A 17,995-nucleotide genomic window follows, 5' to 3' on the forward strand; every position below is an offset into this window, starting at 1 on the left:
TTTTACCGGGTTGACGGCTCTTTTTCTACCATTTGATGGTTAATCAACAGGCTTGATAAATTTAATTAAAATATTTTAAGTTTATTTAAAACTAACTGATCTTCATTGTCAAATGGTTGTGAAAAAACTAAATAAACCAATTAAATAGATACCGTTAACTGAACTTAACATGGTATGAGTAATAGTGATTAGAAACTCCGAAGAAAATTACTTAAAAAGAACTTCTGGCTTCTTTTGTGTAATCGGGCAAATATGGGTTATTTGGAAACATGTCATGGATTCGAACCATACTTAAGGCAATATACGAAAAATAGTACTGACTAAGCCAGCATCTGCCGGTTTTTTTACATTGGGACCGCCCCGAGCGGTTTCTCGGCTTGGCCTGCGCAAACTTCGCACGAAACGAGGATCGCCTAAGCGCCACTTAACTTATCCGACACACTCTGCCCTTTCAGACTGCCTTTCAATGTAAGTGTCAAATAGTCCACACCTTGTTCTCAAGATGAGGGCTATTTGACGCTAACGTCTAAAAAGGGGCGCACTTAATACACCCTCCGTAAATCCTTTTTCAAAAAAAGAAAACGGTGGCTTTGATGATTATTCAAAACCGCCGTTTGGCTTACTCTATTTTGTTTTTGCGCACAAATACTTTACCGCCAAAGCAACGGTTTTTTTATTTTCCGTTGGGCGGGTGCACTTTTTAAGTTTAGTCTATTACAGCCGGGTTAATACATTCCTTAATCAGTGTCCATCTATCACGAGGATTCATGATGAATTCGGATGCAATGGCTACGACCAGGTCTTTGTCTGGAATGCAACAAATGACATTACCGCCATCGCCTAGTGCTAAGCATGCAAAAACCCCGTCCTCTTCGCGTAACCACCATAGATAACCGTAATTATTGGGGTTCATCGTTGTTGATTCGTCAATCCATGTCCCCGAAATAATTTGATTATTGTCCCAAATGCCATGATTCAGATATAGCAAACCAAAACGTGCCATATCACGAGGACTTAGCGTAAGTCCCCATCCGCCTGTGGAGTTACGGTTCGGGTCTTTTACCCACCCTTTCACATTCTTCCCGAATAAATCCTCAAACCCAAATGATTTCATTTCATAATCCGGGATTTCTTTCATGCCGATCGGTTTAAATAAGCGTTCGTTGGCAAACTCACGGGCACTTTGTCCTGTGCTGCGAGTGATGATGGCTGAAAGCAGATGCGCCCCTGCGGTGGAATACTTAAAAGCTCCAATACTTCCTTTTTGGCCTAGCATATCCAGCGTATACGTTACCCAGTCAGGCTGCATACACATCTTGTCCAGCGGCTCGTGCCAGTCCTCAAATGGATAAGGAGCCGTCATCGTGAGAAGATGGCGTATGGTGATTTCTCGTTTCTGCTTATCAGCAGCATCGGGTACATATTCGGGGAAAAAATCCAGCATCTTCTGATCTACATTTTTAATATATCCAGCATCTATGGCAATACCAATAAGGGCAGATATTATACTTTTCGTTACAGATGCCACATGGTGCGTATCATCCGGGCCATAGCCATTATAATATCTTTCATAAGCAATAGATCCATTTCTCACAACAACAATACCGTTTATATTGCTGTACTCGGCTTTTATCATAGGTTCAAGCTCTGACAGCTTTTCAGAGTCTATTCTCAAGGTTGCCGGCTCTACGGCTTGCCATTCTGTCGTTGGCCAGTTGTTTATGTTCATTATAGCTACCTCTCTAAAAGACGATTTATTGTTTTGCTTACCGCGCGTTAAGGAAAATGTCCGTTCCTGCTACTATTTTTTCTTTACAGGAAAATACACCTCGGTAACCATATCCTCAGGAACGGTTGCTTTATGGGGGTCGGTTACATATACTTCATATGGTGAATTCACCAATTCATATCCTTCCTTTTCTACCCATTCCCTCAGCTTGGCATATACCGATGTCAATTCTGCATATGAACCCTTTACAACAGACTTCGCACAAAGGCCTCCAGGCAAATCTCTCGTTCCCTTTATAGTCTCCTCTATCGGGATGGAAAACTCTGTATCATTGCCGGCAGGATTGTATTCAGGGCTGTGATAAATCGTCATTGGCGTACCAAGCAAGGTGAGTTTTTCAGTAGCAATCTTTTCATATAGCCTGCTAAAATACGTTCCATATCCTGCAACATAGTCATCGCTACTCATCATCCAACGCATATAAAGGATATTCATTGGCTGGGTTTCAACAAGCTGAACTTCTATATTGTCAAGGTATGACATAATCGGTATGCCCTTCTCTAAAGTTAAAATATCATTCGTCATTTGTTTTAGGGTATATTCAAGAGCATTTAGCTTTTGCTGTATTTCTCTTCTCTTGCGATTAAGAGCAGAACAAAGCTTCTCTTCGGATTGCTCCTCTTCCCATTCCAGAATGGCTTTGATTTCTTCCAGAGAAAAATGATAGGATTTCAACCGGTTGATAAAGATCATCTTTTTTAGTTGCCTGATGGAATAATATCGATAACCGTTTTCAGGATTAATCTCATCAGGATGAATTAATCCAACTTCATCATAATATCGAAGCGTTTTTGTAGATACTTCGCATATCTTTGAGAATTCTCCAATCGATAGCAAGAGGTCACCTCCATTCTTCATATTATTATACGGACTAAATGCATTACATATCGATCTTTGTTCCATTTCAATGTACAGCTTCCCCTAAGGGAAAAGTCAAATGCAAAAGTATTGATTTTGGAGATTTTCACAAATAATAAAAGGTGGAAATTGACATGCTATATGTGATGAATCGCAAGAGAGTCCAGAGCAACCTCGGAGACTTTACCATAGCAGACGGACGGTCACCTCTCTTTGGGGGTTAGGCTCCTTATGTTCATCCTAGAGACAGTAGAAATTCAATAGTGGAGGATTTCATGATGCAAAAAAAATCAAAAATGGCCCTGATTCTTCTGCTCTCCATCCTGCTCATCCTATCAGGATGCGGAAACGTAAGCAAGAAACCGGAGAAGAACGCGGGCACGAACAACACTGTACAAAAAGAGAAGGATAAAGAAAAAAAAGATGCTACGTCGGGTGCATCCATGGCGAAATATACGCCGCTTGAGGAGCTAAAAGACAGTTACGACATCGTGATCGTGGGCGCTGGAGGCGCAGGCATGACTGCTGCGCTTGAAGCCAAGGCCGCAGGCATGAATCCGGTCATTCTCGAGAAAATGCCGGTTGCAGGCGGCAATACAAGCAAAGCGTCTTCGGGCATGAACGCATCGGAAACAAAATTCCAAAAGGAGCAGGGCATTTCGGATAATAATGATTTATTTTACGAAGAGACATTAAAAGGTGGACATAACACGAACAATACGGACATGCTTCACTTTTTCGTCGACAATTCAGCCAAAGCCATCGAGTGGCTGGATTCCATCGGCATCACATTGAACAATATCACGATCACGGGCGGCATGAGCGAGAAACGCACCCATCGTCCTAAAGACGGCTCCGCCGTTGGCCAGTATCTTGTGACCGGCTTACTGAAGAACGTTCAAGAGAAGAGCATCCCGATATTTGTCAATGCCAATGTCAAAGAAATTACGAAGCAAGATGGAAAAGCGAATGGGGTGAAAGTTGTTTTCGGTCAGAATGGCGAAAAAACGATCGCTGCGAAATCCGTCGTGATCACGGCTGGAGGATTTGGCGCCAACATGGACATCATCTCCAAGGTTCGGCCGGATCTAGAAGGCTATGTGACGACGAACCAAAAAGGAAGCACCGGCGACGGCATAAAAATGATCGAAAAAATGGGAGGCAACACGGTCGATATGGAACAGATCCAGGTTCACCCGACAGTGCAGCAGGAAAACTCCTACCTCATCGGCGAAGCGGTACGCGGTGAAGGTGCAATTCTCATAACGAGCAAAGGCAAACGGTTCATTAACGAAATGGCTGCTCGTGACAGCGTAACCGCGGCGATCACTAAGCTACCTGAGAAAAACGCTTTCCTTGTATTCGATTCAGGCGTTAAATCACGCTCCAAAGCGGTCGAACAATATGAAAAAATGGGCTTTGTGAAGACAAAGGACACAATCAAGGCGCTGGCTGAAGAAATCGGCGTACCGGCGGATCAATTACAAAAGACCCTCGATACCTGGAACAGTGCGGTAAAAAATAAGAAAGACGCCGAGTTCGGCAGAAAGACGGGAATGGATCATGACCTTACCGCTGCGCCGTACTACGCCATCAAAATCGGCCCAGGAATTCACTACACGATGGGCGGTGTGCGAATCAACACGAATACGGAAGTGTTGGACAAAGACGGAAAACCGATTCCGGGTCTTTTTGCCGCGGGTGAAGTTACTGGAGGTCTGCACGGAGAGAACCGAATCGGTGGTAATTCAGTCGCAGAAATCATTATTTTCGGCCGTCAATCCGGTATTAAGTCCTCAGAATACGCCAAAACGGTAAAATAAGAGATTAAAACTGATAAAAGGGGGAGCTCCGCAGCGTACAGCGTGTGAGCTCCCTTTCTATAAACTGTCAGCATCATCTATTTGTTAACTGACTGATGTATACCTATCTTCTTTCTCCTGGCCTAGTATCCTCCACGATCCGGCTGTTTTTGCGATCCGAAGGCATCATTTATCCATTGGATATTTTCATTCTACATACCATCATCATCGCTGTTGAAACGACTACCATAAGCACAGCAGTTACGATAGCTGCCGGCACTGTTGCCTTCACCAAAAATACATTTGAAAACGCATTTGAACAGCAATGGAATAAAACGCAAAGCCACACACTGTCACTTAGCTTTCTAATACATGCCAGTGCAAAGCTTAACCCGGACGTATGTCATAAGTACAAATTTTAGATATGTATCCCCAAAATGCTTATTAAAAGGTTTCATTTAATCCCCCCGCCAAATTCCAATCTATATTCATCTGGGATAAATAACTCTCTCACTTATATTTATCACGAACTTGAAGCTTCTCTTATCCATGATACTAGCTGATTCGCATCCAATGATTGATCTTTCTTCAGCTTCAGTGTTTTTCGCTCTGCTGGTCCTGAGAACATACTTTCGGGAAGAACCAACGCTGCAGCATTGAAGATGGTAAAGCTGACCGTATCCTTCGATGTCGAAATGACTGCAGCGTATTTTCCGTTTTTCAAAAAATGAGGTTTCTTGTACTGAATTCGTTCTGTCACATCTGGAATCGCTTGATGGACAACCTTGCGCAGTTCCAAGGATAGTTCTCTTTGCCAAGATTCTGTCAACGCTTCGATAAATTCCACTACTTCTTGATTCATCGTTTAAACTCCCCTTCATCTCACTTTAATTTTTGATGCGCATCATGCTGACAATAAATGATGGGTCTCCCTCCCCTCGGTCATAAAATATTTGATTGTATCCGCCCGGCGATTGCCGCGATCAGTTCGGTGACGTGCTTTCGAAAATCCTGCGGCGGTTTGCGATCATTCGATTCGACGATAAAAGGAGGCTCATGGAGCGCTCATTTCGAAATATTCACTCCTGAGGCTTCTGCTTGCAGGGCAAGAATCGCACCGGATGTCAGGCCCCAGACATAAGCTGAACCACCCGCTTCATCAATGATGGCTTGAAGATCCTCTTTCTCACGCTGTGTGGCATAAGGCTGCGTATCTCCGCTATCGCCGCGACCGCGGCGATCGTAGTTGTATACCGTATAATGCGCTGACAGCAAGTTAGCCAGCTGCACTTGAGCTGGGAATTTGCGATAGCTGAATGCACCTGCGACAAGCACGAATGCTGGGCCCTTGCCGACTTTGTCATAAACGATATGATGTCATGAAATGGTAAAACATACTACCGAATGATAGAATAGAATGATTGATTAATCAAGTAAAAATGCCACCAAGAATGTGGAGCTTGCTGAAATAACAACAAATTTTGCAGGTTATGATAGTGATGTCGTGAATCGTACTAGTCTCAAATTGTGATGCTACCTGAACTTTTAGGGGGATACGTAGAATTATCGGCTACGGGTACATTAATAACTTGTATCATATGGGCTGCCACCTAATAGTCGCCATATACGGCAGAACTATCGATATAGTAGTTTTTGATAAGACGGTTTGATTGGATTTCTGAAGCAAAAAACATTATATAAAAATCCCTATTCTCTACAGAACAAAAAGTGCCGCATAAATGATAGGCACTTTTCTTTTATATTTAGGTTCTGAATGGACTTATCAATAACATTTCGATTATCTGTTATTCGCTAAATGAATCATGTATATGTAGCATTTCAGAAGTATTTTGAGCACATTTGTGATGATTGTTAAGGCGGATGAGACTTTCATTAGAAAATACTTTTCTCAGATTGAACTCGAAGATCTGGAGCAAATGCTTCGAACGATGAAGAAAATCAATCGACTTTTTTGCTTGTGATATACTTCGTCTCGCCGTGACAACATTGCTTTCGAAAATGGCCGGTGAAAATCAAGGATTTGTTGCCGGGTACTCAAAATAACGTCTCCAGCCGGTGAGATCAAATATAGGTAAGGACAGGCATCGACGGATGGCGTTATAGTGGAGAATGAATCGTGGGACGAACATGAGGTCACATTCGTAATGAAAGCAAGCGCGAGCAATCCACTGCGACTTACTGCTCCGGCTGCAGATTACCAACTTAACGTGAAAGTGAGTACAGATGGCACGGTTCATATGAAAGGCTCTCATGACGGATTCCCGTGTTATAAAATTTACAAACAAGTCGACTTTGGCGAGTTTCAAACCATTCATTTGCATAATTTCCATGAGACCGGCGATACTCCAGCGTCTTTGGCTGGCGAGATGGAATATCATTTTGAGAAGAGGATATAGGGCACGCGCCAACAAAACGCGGATTTCATACGTTAAGGAATGAAGCACAAGAGCAATTGCGTTGTATGACGCCTTCTTTAACGGGGCATTAATATACCCTAATGCAATACAACTTAGCGCTTAATGTTCGAATCAGAACGTAACACAATTGCTAACGTACGTTTTTCGCGTTCTGTTGTCTATATCAGATCCTCGTGCAATCTTCGTGAATTAGCTGATCATGTATTGATACTGCAGTCATACGATTCTCAAGGAAGAATAAGCCAAACCCTAGTACGGGCAGTATTTAAGATTTATTCCCCCTCCCCTTTTATAGCTGCGTGCTACGGGCTTGGTGATTGCTTATGTCGAATAAGAATTGGCTTTGCGGCTAAACTAGGTCTAACACTACTTATGGGGTTAGGCATGAACAAATTATTCACCATAGTTGCCCTAAGGTTTTTCAAAAGATTAATTTTTGTTGGGGGCTTACATATGAATCCTGTGATGATTCGATCCGCTTTATTTTTACTGGTTCTATGCTTCTTGCCTTTTTACCTGATGACGGCATATGCTGCAGATACATCTCAAACAATGATGGTCATTAGTGTACGCACTAGCCCTTCGGCAACATATGAACACAAAATTATTCTAGGTAACAAAGATACTCTACGGTTATTAAAATCAACGAAGCAAGAAAAATCGGAATATCAAGCTTCATTAACAGACATTTACGTAAAAATTGTACAAGCAGGTAAAGAGAAACACTTTCGAATGGAGGAGTCTGGATCCTTATGGAATGAAATAGAACATAATCGCCTTCTCTTCACCCGAAAAGGAACAGAACAAATACTGAAATATGCGGACGAATTACGAGCCAAACATTATGGAATGATTATGCCTTGGAGCGAAGTCCAACAAAGGCTTCCGAGGAGAAGCGTCTTTTCTATTATAGATTTAGAAAAGGGGCTTACATTTCGTGTGCAACGACGGGCGGGAAGCAAACATGCCGACGTACAGCCACTAACCAAACAGGACGCTCAGACGATGAAGGAAATTTATAATAATCAATGGAGCTGGGATCGTAAAGCGATTATCGTTGTTGCTGATCATAATAGGATAGCAGCTTCCATGAACGGTATGCCTCACGGCGGAGACGGGATCCCGGACAACGGGTTTTCCGGTCATTTCTGCGTTCATTTTTTAGGCAGCAGTACGCATCGATCCAAGAATCCCGATTTATTTCACCAGTTGATGGTTCATACAGCTGCTGGAAAACGGGACCCTTTTTTAGGTAATGCGTCGCCCGATATGCTTTCGGATATCTTTATTGGGGCATTGACTCAGCGGGATTATGAACTTTTTAAACATGTATCCAAAGGACTGCCCCCTGATACTGCAAATCCGTTTCTAAAGGAACTGGAGAACAAATCCACTTTTCGATTAAATAAGCATAAGGTTAAAAGCGCCAATAAGTATAGAGAACTTTCTTTATCTGCAGAGATTAAGCGAACGGTTACTGTTAAACGAAAGTCTCAAACCGAGAAGACGATAACCTTTCGATTTATGGTGATTAGGGAATCAGTGTATTCCCCTTGGAAAATCAGGGATGTTAAAACTGACTCTTGTTGAACAAAGCCTATGTTCCGCCTTAATGAACGCAAGCTTATATCTCTAATATTGTTGCCATCAAGAAGGATTTGTCCCTCTTTTACTTCATAAATGCGTGGAATTAACGAACATAGATTTCGCCTGAGGGGCGCACTAATGCAACATATTCCCCCACTTTTATGCGAGAGATACGTTCCTTAGGATGAACCAACCAAATGAATCAATTATATCTCAATGAAGGGTAGACAAAACCCTATATTTCGTTCGATAGCACTTGTTAAGACTTCTTTAGCAACCGATATATCTTGAATTGATAACCCAGTTGCATCAAAGATTGTGATTTCGTTAGAAGTTTGTCGGCCATCCTTATGGCCCAATATGATTTCTCCTAATTCTGCATATACATCTTTTTCTACGATGATTTTTGCTGAACCGCATGTTGTAGTTCTCCACGTTTAGTGCATTGGGCAAGGCTATCCACTACTACTTTAGAATCCTCAAATAACCTTTCGTCTATTTCTTGTTTACCTTCCATATCAGCTCCAATACAGACAATATGTGTCCCTGCTTGAACCCAATCTTTTTGAATTAGAGGTGCTTTGCTCCCAGTAGTTGTAATAATTATATCTGCATCTTCAATACACTTTTTTGGTGTCTCTGCTTGCATGAAAGTTGCGGAACTTTTTAATTGCATTGTCTCTATGTATTCAGCAGCTTTCTCTGAATGTCTCCCCCACTCTTTTCACCGGTCTAGGCTTTCAATACACTATAAAAACAATCGGACATAATTCCCTATTTATGATAAAATTAACTAAAAACTAAAGAGGCGTATGAAGAAAGAGAAAAACAGCAAAGGCATTTTATAACATCCCGATTACGCGGTAAAGGGGTAGTTCAATAATGTCACAAAAAGAGTATATTCCGGCGATGAAATTTCATTGGTTGACCCCCATATACGATCCTTTGTTAAAACGGGGAATGAAGGAAGCGAAGTTTAAAAGCCATTTGATTCATCAAGCTGACCTGAGACCTGGGCAGCGGGTTTTGGACTTAGCCTGCGGAACAGGAACATTAACGCTGATGATAAAGCAAGCGCAATTGGAAGCGGAAATTATCGGACTGGATGCAGATCCCGAAGTTTTAGCCATTGCTAAAACGAAAGCAGAACAGAACCAGTTGGATATTACTTTTCAAAAAGGAATGTCACTTGATCTGCCCTTTCCAGAGGCGCATCTGGATCATATTTTTTCAAGTCTTTTTTTTCATCATTTAACCTTGGAGATGAAGCGCAAAACCTTAGAGGAGCTGCTTCGCACCTTACGTCCCGGAGGGAAAATCAATATCATTGATTTTGAAAAACCGCAAAATCTCTGGATGCGGATCGCGTTTTTGCCTATTCAATTACTTGATGGATTTGAAACCACCAAAGATCATGCTAAGGGAATACTTCCACAATTATTTCGTGAAAGCGGTTTTGAACATGTTCAACAAACCGGTCAGTTTGCGACCATTTTTGGGACATTGCGCTCATACCGTGCACAGAAACCGGAATAACTCAAACTGTATACAGACATCAGCATATTGAGACAATCCTAGCGAGCCATCGAAGCTGCCCCGAATCCCAAGAATGGGAAATGGATTATCTCCTTTTCAAAGCGTATAAAAAAACGACTCTAATCGCATCAATTGCGACAGAGTCGTTTTTACGCTTCTGAATTAAAATACTTTCGTCGTCCAAGATTCACAGTTCCATGTTTCCGTCACGACATCACGATAGAATTCAGGCTCGTGGGAAATTAGCAGGATGCTGCCTTTGTATGCCTTGAGGGCACGCTTCAGCTCTTCCTTCGCATCGACATCCAGATGGTTCGTCGGCTCATCGAGTACGAGCAGGTTGGTCTCGATGTTAACGAGCTTACAGAGGCGAACCTTCGCCTTCTCGCCACCGCTTAGTACAGCAACCTTACTCTCGATATGCTTCGTAGTCAGACCACACTTCGCCAGTGCCGCACGAACCTCGAATTGTGTGAAAGAAGGGAACTCTTTCCAGATTTCTTCGATGCACGTATTATAGTTCGCATCTTTTACTTCCTGTTCGAAATAGCCGATATCCAGATTGTCTCCGCGTTCAACGGAACCTGATATCGCTGTAATCTCACCCAGAATACTGCGCAGCAGCGTCGTTTTACCGATACCGTTCGCACCGACAAATGCGATCTTCTGACCGCGCTCCATACGGAGGTTCAATGGACGGGACAACGGCTCATCGTAACCGATGACCAGATCCTTTGTCTCAAACACCAGCTTGCTGGAAGCCCGGGAATCTTTGAAGTTGAACTGCGGTTTCGGCTTTTCCTTCGCCAGTTCGATAATCTCCATCTTATCCAGCTTCTTCTGCCTCGACATCGCCATGTTGCGTGTAGCGACACTCGCCTTGTTGCGTGCGACGAAGTCCTTCAGGTCGGCAATCTCCTGCTGCTGACGCTTATAAGCAGATTCCAGCTGCTGCTTCTTCATTTCATAGACTTGTTGGAACTTGTCATAGTCACCGACATAGCGGGTTAGCTCTTGGTTCTCCATATGGTAGATCAGGTTAATAACGCTGTTCAGGAACGGAATATCGTGTGATATGAGAATAAATGCATTCTCATAGGCTTGCAGATATCGCTTCAACCATTCGATATGCTGTTCATCCAGATAGTTCGTCGGCTCGTCCAATAGCAGGATGTCCGGCTTCTCAAGTAATAGCTTCGCCAGCAACACCTTAGTACGCTGACCACCGCTCAAATCGTTTACGTCCTTATCCAGACCGATATCATTCAGTCCGAGTCCACGAGCGGTCTCTTCGACCTTGGCATCAATCATATAGAAATCTTGATTCGTCAACATGTCTTGGATCGTACCGACATCCTCAAGAAGTTTCTCCAGTTCTTCTGGAGTTACGTCCCCCATCTTGCCATACATGTCGTTCATTTCTTGTTCCAGGTCAAATAAATATTGGAAGGCTCCCCTCAAGACATCACGGATCGTTGAGCCCTTGCTAAGTACGGCATGCTGATCGAGATAGCCGACACGTACACGCTTGGACCATTCAACCTTGCCTTCATCTGGTTGAAGCTTGCCTGTAATAATATTCATAAATGTGGACTTGCCTTCTCCGTTGGCACCGATCAGTCCAATGTGCTCGCCTTTGAGCAGGCGGAAGGATACGTCCTTGAAGATCGCACGGTCTCCAAAGCCGTGGCTTAGTCGTTCTACGTTTAGTATGCTCATCCATGACACCTTTTCTTATATACTTTGTACTTGAAATATTATAAACGTTATCGGGCCTAAAAGTAAGCATAAAATAGACTGCCCGCATTATGAATGAGAATCATGTACTTCCTTCTCCCCAGACACAACTCAATTCAGCAATAAGTATAAATTGATAAGGAGGCGGGAATAAAAGCTACCATCGATACGTCGATCAAATAACAACTTTGTTAAAGGAGAATCAATAACATGCGCGACCTTTTCTTAGACCTTGTGCATAAGCAGCCTTCAGCTCGAATCTTCTATGGTAGTTTATCTTCCGACAAAGGGAAAGACGCCAGTGACAAAGGAAAAGATGCTAGCGACAAGGGTAAAGATTCGAGCGATAAAGGGAAAGAAATGAGCGAAGCCCCTATGCTTATGAACGCAGGGGTATCGATAATATCCAAGTCCAGATATGAGATTAGTCCGGAAAGACAGCTTTTTATTGCGTTTTTCCAAGAAAGATCGCGTCAAGGCAATTTCAATCCGCAATTGCTGAACGAGCATCATGCCTATTTGCAGCATTTGAACGGGCAAGGAACGTTAGTGTTAGCGGGATCGTATGCCGCCGGGGAACAAGGCGTGCAAGTGATATGGTCTAACTCGCTAGCAGAGGCTGCCGCAATTGTCGAGAACGATCCCCTGTTTAAGTCAGGCTATTACGGCAAAGCATACATTGATAATGTGGCTAGCAGATGCTTGTTGTAAGTTAAGGACAACCCATGTTGCCTAATTAGATCGGAGAAATGTCCATGAAGTATTCCCAGGGCTGGTTAGTTGGTCAAGACGGGATTAACGGGTATATGATACCGTTTGAAATTTGTATGCGTCAAGGTGGAACCTTCAAGGTGACAGCAACAGGGCCATGGGATCAGGAATTGCTGCAAAGCTTTATGCTGTGTTCGTCTGCCGTCCAGCTCGTCCTCCATAGCCTTGAGTTTCCGTTCAAGCCGTTTGACTGCCATCTTCATTTCCCGCTCCATCTGATTAACGGCTCTGGGACCTCGTGTAGATTGGCTTTAGCTTATTCCCTACTGGAGGTGCTAGGAGTTGAATTACCTTTCCCTGCATCGGCGACAGCCTTAACGGGGAACATCAATCTTAACGGTGATGTATTCCCGGTTGACGGAACTGCTCCAAAAATAAAGGCTGCTCATGCAGCCGGTTTTAAACATATGATCGTTTCCAGCATGCAGCCTGAATATGACAGCTCCATGTTACGAATCAACCATTTAACAGACTTGATGAGGAGGTACGCATGAAGCTACTAATTGGCGACAAGTCCAATGAACTTCTGAATGTCGTATATGAATTTCTCTCAACGTCGAATAAAGGAGCGGTCATATGGCTTGATGGACATGACATCATAAATGAACTCGTCGTAGATGATGAGATTGCTTCCAACCAATCACAAGTGAAAGTGAATTGGTGGTACAGAGGGATACATATTACGCCGGAACGCACTACGGGTGTACTTAACCAACTCGGGTGCTTCGATCCTTCCCTGTTTCATGAATTTGCAGAATCGGATCGAGAATTTGCCCAATCAGAGTTCAATTCGTACTTGTTGTTTGCCTTAAATGAATTTCGCAACGTATTGAATCCAGCCTGGGGGTCGGCATTGTCTGGGTATTGCCAAAGTTTGCCATACCAGTGGGCTTGGGTTCAGCGGCATGCTCGGCAGATTCGAGTTCCAGGGGCTTGCTTCAGTACGTATAAGCACGTGCCTAACGATTTTCGATTCGGCTCCAACATTATTGTTTCCAACAACCCTTTCAATGTGATGAACTGGAAAATTGGATTTCCGACATCGATAGCAACTGATGAGCATTATTTATGGTATGAGCGTCCGCGCGGAAAACCCTTTGTGATTACGGCGATTGACAACAATAAATGGATTCAGCCACTTGGCGGCAGCATGAACTGCTCACGCGCGCTGGAAGACGTGAGTCAGCTTTGCCACGCACTAATGGAACATTTTCATATCCGATTGGCCGAAATTCTGTTCTTTTATGACGAATACGCGAATCAGTACACGTTCGGCAGCATTCGTCCCTATATTGAAGCAGGCCATATCCCTGGCGACAGAACTTCGGAATTTTTGAAGCTTATCTCTGTAGCTTTGGACGGATCTCCGCTTTAACCTTTAATACATGGAAGAGATTTGAGGTAAGGAATGATGGAATATGCAACGAAAATGCTTTATTCTCCCGGCACTGCGACCGCACGTACAGGGTACACAAGTTAATCTGCGTCCATCGCTGATGCATGACGAGGGATATGGCCGTGACATCCAAATAGAACAAGGTTCGCCCGCTATTTTGATCATTGCTTCGGAAGAAGATCGGACAGCACTTTACTTTAAAAAATTCGTCGAACGGAACAATTGTTCGGTTTCACTTGTGTCCATTGAAGACTCTTCGTTGGTGAGCAACTTTACTTGGAGTGATCAGGACATATCACGCCAGGGGCACTTCCCTGGCATTTACTTTCGTGGCGCGTCGACAAGATGTGCAAAGCTAAATAGGGTTCTTGAAATTATGCAGGATGTGTTGGCTTTTTACCCGGGTATTATAATTAACCGTCCGTCTAGGCATTCGCTCAACTACTCCAAGCCGCTGCAAATGACGGCAATTTCGCGTTCAATTCATCAGACGGTAAAGCCAATTCCTACCTTCTTGAGTAATGTTCCTGCCAAGATTGCTTCATCGAATGAGACGATTGTAAAATCGATTAGTTCCATTCGATCTGAAGTGGTTGCTTTAACGGATGCAAGATTGCTTCATGGAGCGGGTGCACTGCATTGTCCAATCCAACTGCAGCCTATGCTTCAAGGCTCCTGTATTCGAGCGCATGTATGTGGCGATACGGTGCATGCGGCCAAAATCGACGGGGATGCAATTGATTATCGATATGGAGAACAAATAAAGATGACCAGGTATGAACTTCCCCAAGATGTGGCTGCTTGGTGTATTCAAGCTGCACGTAGAGAGGGCTTGGAATTCGCAGGTATCGATTTTATTTATGACGAAGCTGCTCAATTATTCTCTTGTCTGGAGATTAATCCTTCACCTGGATATCACTTCTATGAAAAACGGCTCGTGGATTCCGGTGAGGCTCCATCTATTTCGCAATGGTTGCTGCAAAGATTGCTTGGAAATGACTAAAGAAGATTCCAGAATATATTAGACATTCTACAAGATGACGTTGCGTCATCTTATAGAATGGGATTACATTTATATCTCAAAGAAGGTGTTGCTGCTACGATTCCGATTCAAGATGTTACCAAACAAACCGGCGTAACCGTCCGCACGCTGCGCTATTACGATCAGATCGGGTTGCTGAAACCTTCAGCCAAGACGCCCGGCGGGCATCGAATTTATTCTAATGATGATTTAATGAGAATGAAGCATATTCAATTTTTGAAACAGATGGGCTTTAGCTTACAAGAAATAGATGAGATGTTAGCCATCTAGGATCGGAATTGGTCCGCCAGTTTAAACAACCAGTTAGCTTATGTATTGGAGGAACAAGAGAAACTTAAGCTTATGGAGAAGTATCTTCGCGAATTGATACACAGCATGGCCTTCGAAGGCAAAGCGAGGGGTGCTGCAGTTCACAAGTTGATTCAGTTGTCAGGTCACAGTCAGGAGACGAAGAAGAAATACCGAGAGCTCCTGTTCAAGGAGCACGAGCAGAAGCTTTTATCACGTTTGCCGAATGGTAGCAACGATATCCAGATTCATTGGAATGGATCGCGCTGATTGCACAGCTCAAGCAGAATATGGATGCCGGACCGGAATGCTCCCCAGGTACAGCGGATTACTATACGTATACTGGAAAAAACCGACGAATCATTTTCAGGCGAAGATGAATTTCTTGATAAACTGTGGGCAATCCGGAAATGCCCGGAACAATCTGCTCAAATCGGACTGTATCCACTGGAACCTGCGCTGCTTGAGCTTTTCGAGCAGGCCTATGAAATTTATCTTTCTCGCCAACGGGGACAATCAGAACAGAAGGAGCGTTTTTGAGTATCGAGCTGTCGTTCTATTAGCGAGTGCTCGCCTGCAGGATTTCCATAGCTCTAACTAGGTTAAACATAACAAAGAAGCAGCCATCCTATGACAGTATGGCCGCTTCTTCATTATTGGAGTGGAGATCCAGCTTGAGGAATGATGGAAAAGGAATAGAACTGTCCTTTCATGTTGATTTTCCCAACGATTGTAGGTTGTTTGTCTCGCTTGAATGTATACTCATTCTCTTTAGCGCTTACTTTATTTCCTGCTAAATTTACATTAAATAGTGATTTGACCGTGCTGTTTGCCATCGCTTTGTTCTGCGCGTATTTAGGTTTAGCAAAGGACTTGGCAAAATCCTTGTCATCTACCCAATCGATATTCATCGTCTCTACTGACACGTATGCAAGTTCTATTTTCCAGAACGACCTAATTCGTTTATTGCGTTAGCGGCTTTCTTTAATAGCTTGCTATCAATTTGTGTTAAGGAATAGCTTTGGTGAGCGTTAATTTTACTTCCTTTGTCGAGATCAATTACCAGCGATTGATCATTGCCCCAGAACACCCAGTAATTTTGCGGGACGATTTAGACTTACATTCCTAAGTTCCCAATAAATTCGTACATTTCACCCACAAGAAGTTCGCTGATTGCATGCGAGAAATCTTCCTAATTCTTCAACCATAGAAACCGATGATTCCATCCATGCTGCTGCAGTCATAAAATTTGTTATAACCGATCGCAAATCCCTGAAGTACGCATAGCCGCATAAGCTCCAATGTTCTCATCCCTTTAATTTGTTAATCCGGGAGGAAGCCGCCTTGCCTTTCGCCTTCACGATAGGTTTTTTTCATAGATTAATATCTCTTTGTTGTTGCCGTTTGTTTTCGAATTGATCCTTTTGAATTCTTGCCGCATCCAGAACAGATGGGCTCGTGTATTTTTCGTAATGACTCCGATTCTGTACTTGCTAACTCCCTGGCTCCTTATATATTCTTCAAATAACACCACTGCCTGCGAACCGTATCCCTTCGACTGGAGCTCTCCACTAATTAGCAGCAGCCCCAGCCATGAACATTGATCGGCCGGATTGACAGGCAAGTACTCCAGGATGCCAATATAATCCTGATTCTCTTTCAATAGCATCCGCTGAGCACCGATGCGATGGGCCTGCTGAATATCATCAAGCACTTCTTCCGTTGAAATCATCTCCTTATTTCTGGATATCAAATTAAATAAAGGATTGGAATTGATAATTGCTTCTTCGGCATCCACTAGCTCCGCCGATGATTTCTGAAACGATAACATGGTCTTCATCCTCTCGAATCGTTCAATCGGGGCATGCTGCATATCATATCTGTCAGTTCATCGCCGGATAAAAATCCAAGATTCGAGTATAGCTTCTCCGGCGCATTCCCGGAAGTGACAAATAGGCGCAGTACGGAATAGATGAACCGCTCTGCTGAACATAGACATGTCCAGCCCCTGCCCCCGATAGGCAGGCTTGATGGCAATGAACCAATGGCAATCCGTTGCCTCTCATCATTTGTTGCAAAGCGTCCCAGCTCGGTCTGAACCATACATTTTTCCGATAGGTTGCAAATTTGCTTTGAATAAGTTCTAGCGACGGCCGGGATTAAATGATAACTCGTTTTGTGGTTTATGTGTGCGATAGTAACAATTGATAAAATTTTCTAAGTATGATTTTATCCTACTTATCACTAAAATACTACGTTCTTGCCTCGTTATTCCGATACTCCTCACTTGTCTCCTTGAAATAAACGCCAGTTACCATCTGATTTCTGGCAGATCAACAGACGGACCCGTGAAACATCTATTTCCTGTAAGTTAATCCCGGGAAGATCAGGAACCCAATCTGGCAAATCTATTCTTGGGTTTAAGATCCCCGATTGCTCAATGATTTTTCCGGCTTTGTCAAAACGGATTTCCCCCACTCTTCAGCTTCATTCCATACTTCCTTGACCGTAGTCTCAACATAATTAAATTTAATACGTTCAATCATGTCGTAAGAGTCACCAATCTTTTTCCAAGTCCCTTTCCAATACTTCTCTGAAGCGCGGTTCCGGATGGAATCTCTCGTAAAAAAATACCCAGTGCCATCAATCCGGCGTCGGGACATTGATGACATGATATTTCTTCTTTTGATTGATGCTAGACTAAATACTGGACACCGGAAACCGAGAGTGCGACAATAAATGCATTCATAA

17 protein-coding genes and 4 pseudogenes are annotated in these 17,995 nt (G+C 43.3%); 9 read left to right on the forward strand and 12 right to left on the reverse strand.

Annotated elements, in window-relative coordinates:
• Positions 1-706: 706 nt before the first annotated feature.
• Both LQV63_RS30335 and LQV63_RS30340 read right to left on the reverse strand, forming a co-directional pair.
• A complete protein-coding gene (locus LQV63_RS30335; RefSeq protein WP_233699506.1) occupies positions 707-1,729 on the reverse strand; it encodes a serine hydrolase domain-containing protein in 1,023 nt (340 codons plus the stop codon).
• Positions 1,730-1,801: 72 nt separating this feature from the next.
• Positions 1,802-2,626, reverse strand: coding sequence for a MerR family transcriptional regulator (locus LQV63_RS30340; protein WP_233699507.1), 825 nt, complete (start codon positions 2,624-2,626; stop codon positions 1,802-1,804).
• 299 nt (positions 2,627-2,925) lie between these two features.
• Between LQV63_RS30340 and LQV63_RS30345 the strand changes: the two genes are divergently transcribed.
• Positions 2,926-4,470 carry a flavocytochrome c gene (locus LQV63_RS30345; RefSeq protein ID WP_233699522.1) on the forward strand — a complete coding sequence of 515 codons (1,545 nt, stop codon included), beginning with the start codon at positions 2,926-2,928 and terminating at the stop codon, positions 4,468-4,470.
• Positions 4,471-4,972: 502 nt separating this feature from the next.
• Here LQV63_RS30345 and LQV63_RS30350 read toward each other — a convergent pair.
• Both LQV63_RS30350 and LQV63_RS30355 read right to left on the reverse strand, forming a co-directional pair.
• Complete coding sequence (locus tag LQV63_RS30350; RefSeq protein WP_233699508.1) at positions 4,973-5,311, reverse strand: DUF1801 domain-containing protein; 339 nt, start codon at positions 5,309-5,311, stop codon at positions 4,973-4,975.
• A 203-nt stretch (positions 5,312-5,514) separates the two neighbouring features.
• Positions 5,515-5,784 (reverse strand): alpha/beta fold hydrolase, encoded by a 270-nt coding sequence (locus LQV63_RS30355; protein ID WP_233699509.1) that lies wholly within the window; start codon positions 5,782-5,784, stop codon positions 5,515-5,517.
• Between the two features lie 773 nt (positions 5,785-6,557).
• Here LQV63_RS30355 and LQV63_RS30360 point away from each other — a divergent pair.
• Positions 6,558-6,866: pseudogene (locus LQV63_RS30360) on the forward strand (DUF3238 domain-containing protein); the annotation flags it as partial.
• Positions 6,867-7,340: 474 nt separating this feature from the next.
• Entirely contained in the window at positions 7,341-8,477 is a 1,137-nt protein-coding gene (locus LQV63_RS30365; RefSeq protein WP_233699511.1) for a hypothetical protein, read from the forward strand.
• 203 nt (positions 8,478-8,680) lie between these two features.
• On the opposite strand, the gene LQV63_RS32275 is transcribed toward LQV63_RS30365, so the two are convergent.
• Positions 8,681-8,833: a hypothetical protein gene (locus tag LQV63_RS32275; RefSeq protein ID WP_407672994.1), complete on the reverse strand. Its 153-nt coding sequence runs from the start codon at positions 8,831-8,833 to the stop codon at positions 8,681-8,683.
• 35 nt (positions 8,834-8,868) lie between these two features.
• Positions 8,869-9,177 (reverse strand): annotated as a pseudogene (locus LQV63_RS30375) (ornithine cyclodeaminase family protein); the annotation flags it as partial.
• Between the two features lie 179 nt (positions 9,178-9,356).
• Here LQV63_RS30375 and LQV63_RS30380 point away from each other — a divergent pair.
• On the forward strand, positions 9,357-10,010 hold the full coding sequence (locus LQV63_RS30380; protein WP_233699513.1) for a class I SAM-dependent methyltransferase: 654 nt from the start codon (positions 9,357-9,359) through the stop codon (positions 10,008-10,010).
• A gap of 162 nt (positions 10,011-10,172) precedes the next feature.
• Here LQV63_RS30380 and LQV63_RS30385 read toward each other — a convergent pair whose 3' ends face one another.
• Positions 10,173-11,729, reverse strand: coding sequence for an ABC-F family ATP-binding cassette domain-containing protein (locus tag LQV63_RS30385; RefSeq protein ID WP_233699514.1), 1,557 nt, complete (start codon positions 11,727-11,729; stop codon positions 10,173-10,175).
• 228 nt (positions 11,730-11,957) lie between these two features.
• Between LQV63_RS30385 and LQV63_RS30390 the strand changes: the two genes are divergently transcribed.
• The 5 genes and pseudogenes from LQV63_RS30390 to LQV63_RS30410 all read left to right on the forward strand — a co-directional run bounded on the left by LQV63_RS30390 (position 11,958) and on the right by LQV63_RS30410 (position 15,784).
• Positions 11,958-12,458 (forward strand): YciI family protein, encoded by a 501-nt coding sequence (locus LQV63_RS30390; protein WP_233699515.1) that lies wholly within the window; start codon positions 11,958-11,960, stop codon positions 12,456-12,458.
• Between the two features lie 44 nt (positions 12,459-12,502).
• The gene (locus LQV63_RS30395; protein ID WP_233699516.1) at positions 12,503-13,012 is read left to right on the forward strand and encodes a S16 family serine protease; all 510 of its coding nucleotides are present in this window, start codon (positions 12,503-12,505) and stop codon (positions 13,010-13,012) included.
• Entirely contained in the window at positions 13,009-13,893 is an 885-nt protein-coding gene (locus tag LQV63_RS30400; RefSeq protein ID WP_233699517.1) for a hypothetical protein, read from the forward strand. Before LQV63_RS30395 ends, LQV63_RS30400 begins: the two co-directional genes overlap by 4 nt.
• A 43-nt stretch (positions 13,894-13,936) precedes the next feature.
• A complete protein-coding gene (locus LQV63_RS30405; protein ID WP_233699518.1) occupies positions 13,937-14,917 on the forward strand; it encodes an ATP-grasp domain-containing protein in 981 nt (326 codons plus the stop codon).
• Positions 14,918-14,974: 57 nt separating this feature from the next.
• Positions 14,975-15,784 (forward strand): annotated as a pseudogene (locus tag LQV63_RS30410) (MerR family transcriptional regulator).
• A gap of 113 nt (positions 15,785-15,897) precedes the next feature.
• On the opposite strand, the gene LQV63_RS30415 reads toward LQV63_RS30410, so the two are convergent.
• The 5 genes and pseudogenes from LQV63_RS30415 to LQV63_RS30430 form a co-directional block, all read right to left on the reverse strand.
• Positions 15,898-16,155, reverse strand: coding sequence for a hypothetical protein (locus tag LQV63_RS30415; RefSeq protein ID WP_233699519.1), 258 nt, complete (start codon positions 16,153-16,155; stop codon positions 15,898-15,900).
• Positions 16,156-16,335: 180 nt separating this feature from the next.
• Positions 16,336-16,436: pseudogene (locus tag LQV63_RS32280) on the reverse strand (kanamycin nucleotidyltransferase C-terminal domain-containing protein); the annotation flags it as partial.
• A gap of 165 nt (positions 16,437-16,601) precedes the next feature.
• The gene (locus LQV63_RS30420) at positions 16,602-17,075 is read right to left on the reverse strand and encodes a GNAT family N-acetyltransferase (RefSeq protein ID WP_233699520.1); all 474 of its coding nucleotides are present in this window, start codon (positions 17,073-17,075) and stop codon (positions 16,602-16,604) included.
• Positions 17,076-17,080: 5 nt separating this feature from the next.
• Entirely contained in the window at positions 17,081-17,347 is a 267-nt protein-coding gene (locus tag LQV63_RS30425) for a hypothetical protein (RefSeq protein ID WP_157259599.1), read from the reverse strand.
• Between the two features lie 317 nt (positions 17,348-17,664).
• Positions 17,665-17,995: hypothetical protein (locus LQV63_RS30430; RefSeq protein ID WP_233699521.1), on the reverse strand; the 331-nt coding region annotated here is incomplete at its 5' end.

The organism is Paenibacillus profundus, from assembly GCF_021369635.1.
In the GTDB taxonomy this organism is placed as follows: domain Bacteria; phylum Bacillota; class Bacilli; order Paenibacillales; family Paenibacillaceae; genus Paenibacillus_B; species Paenibacillus_B profundus.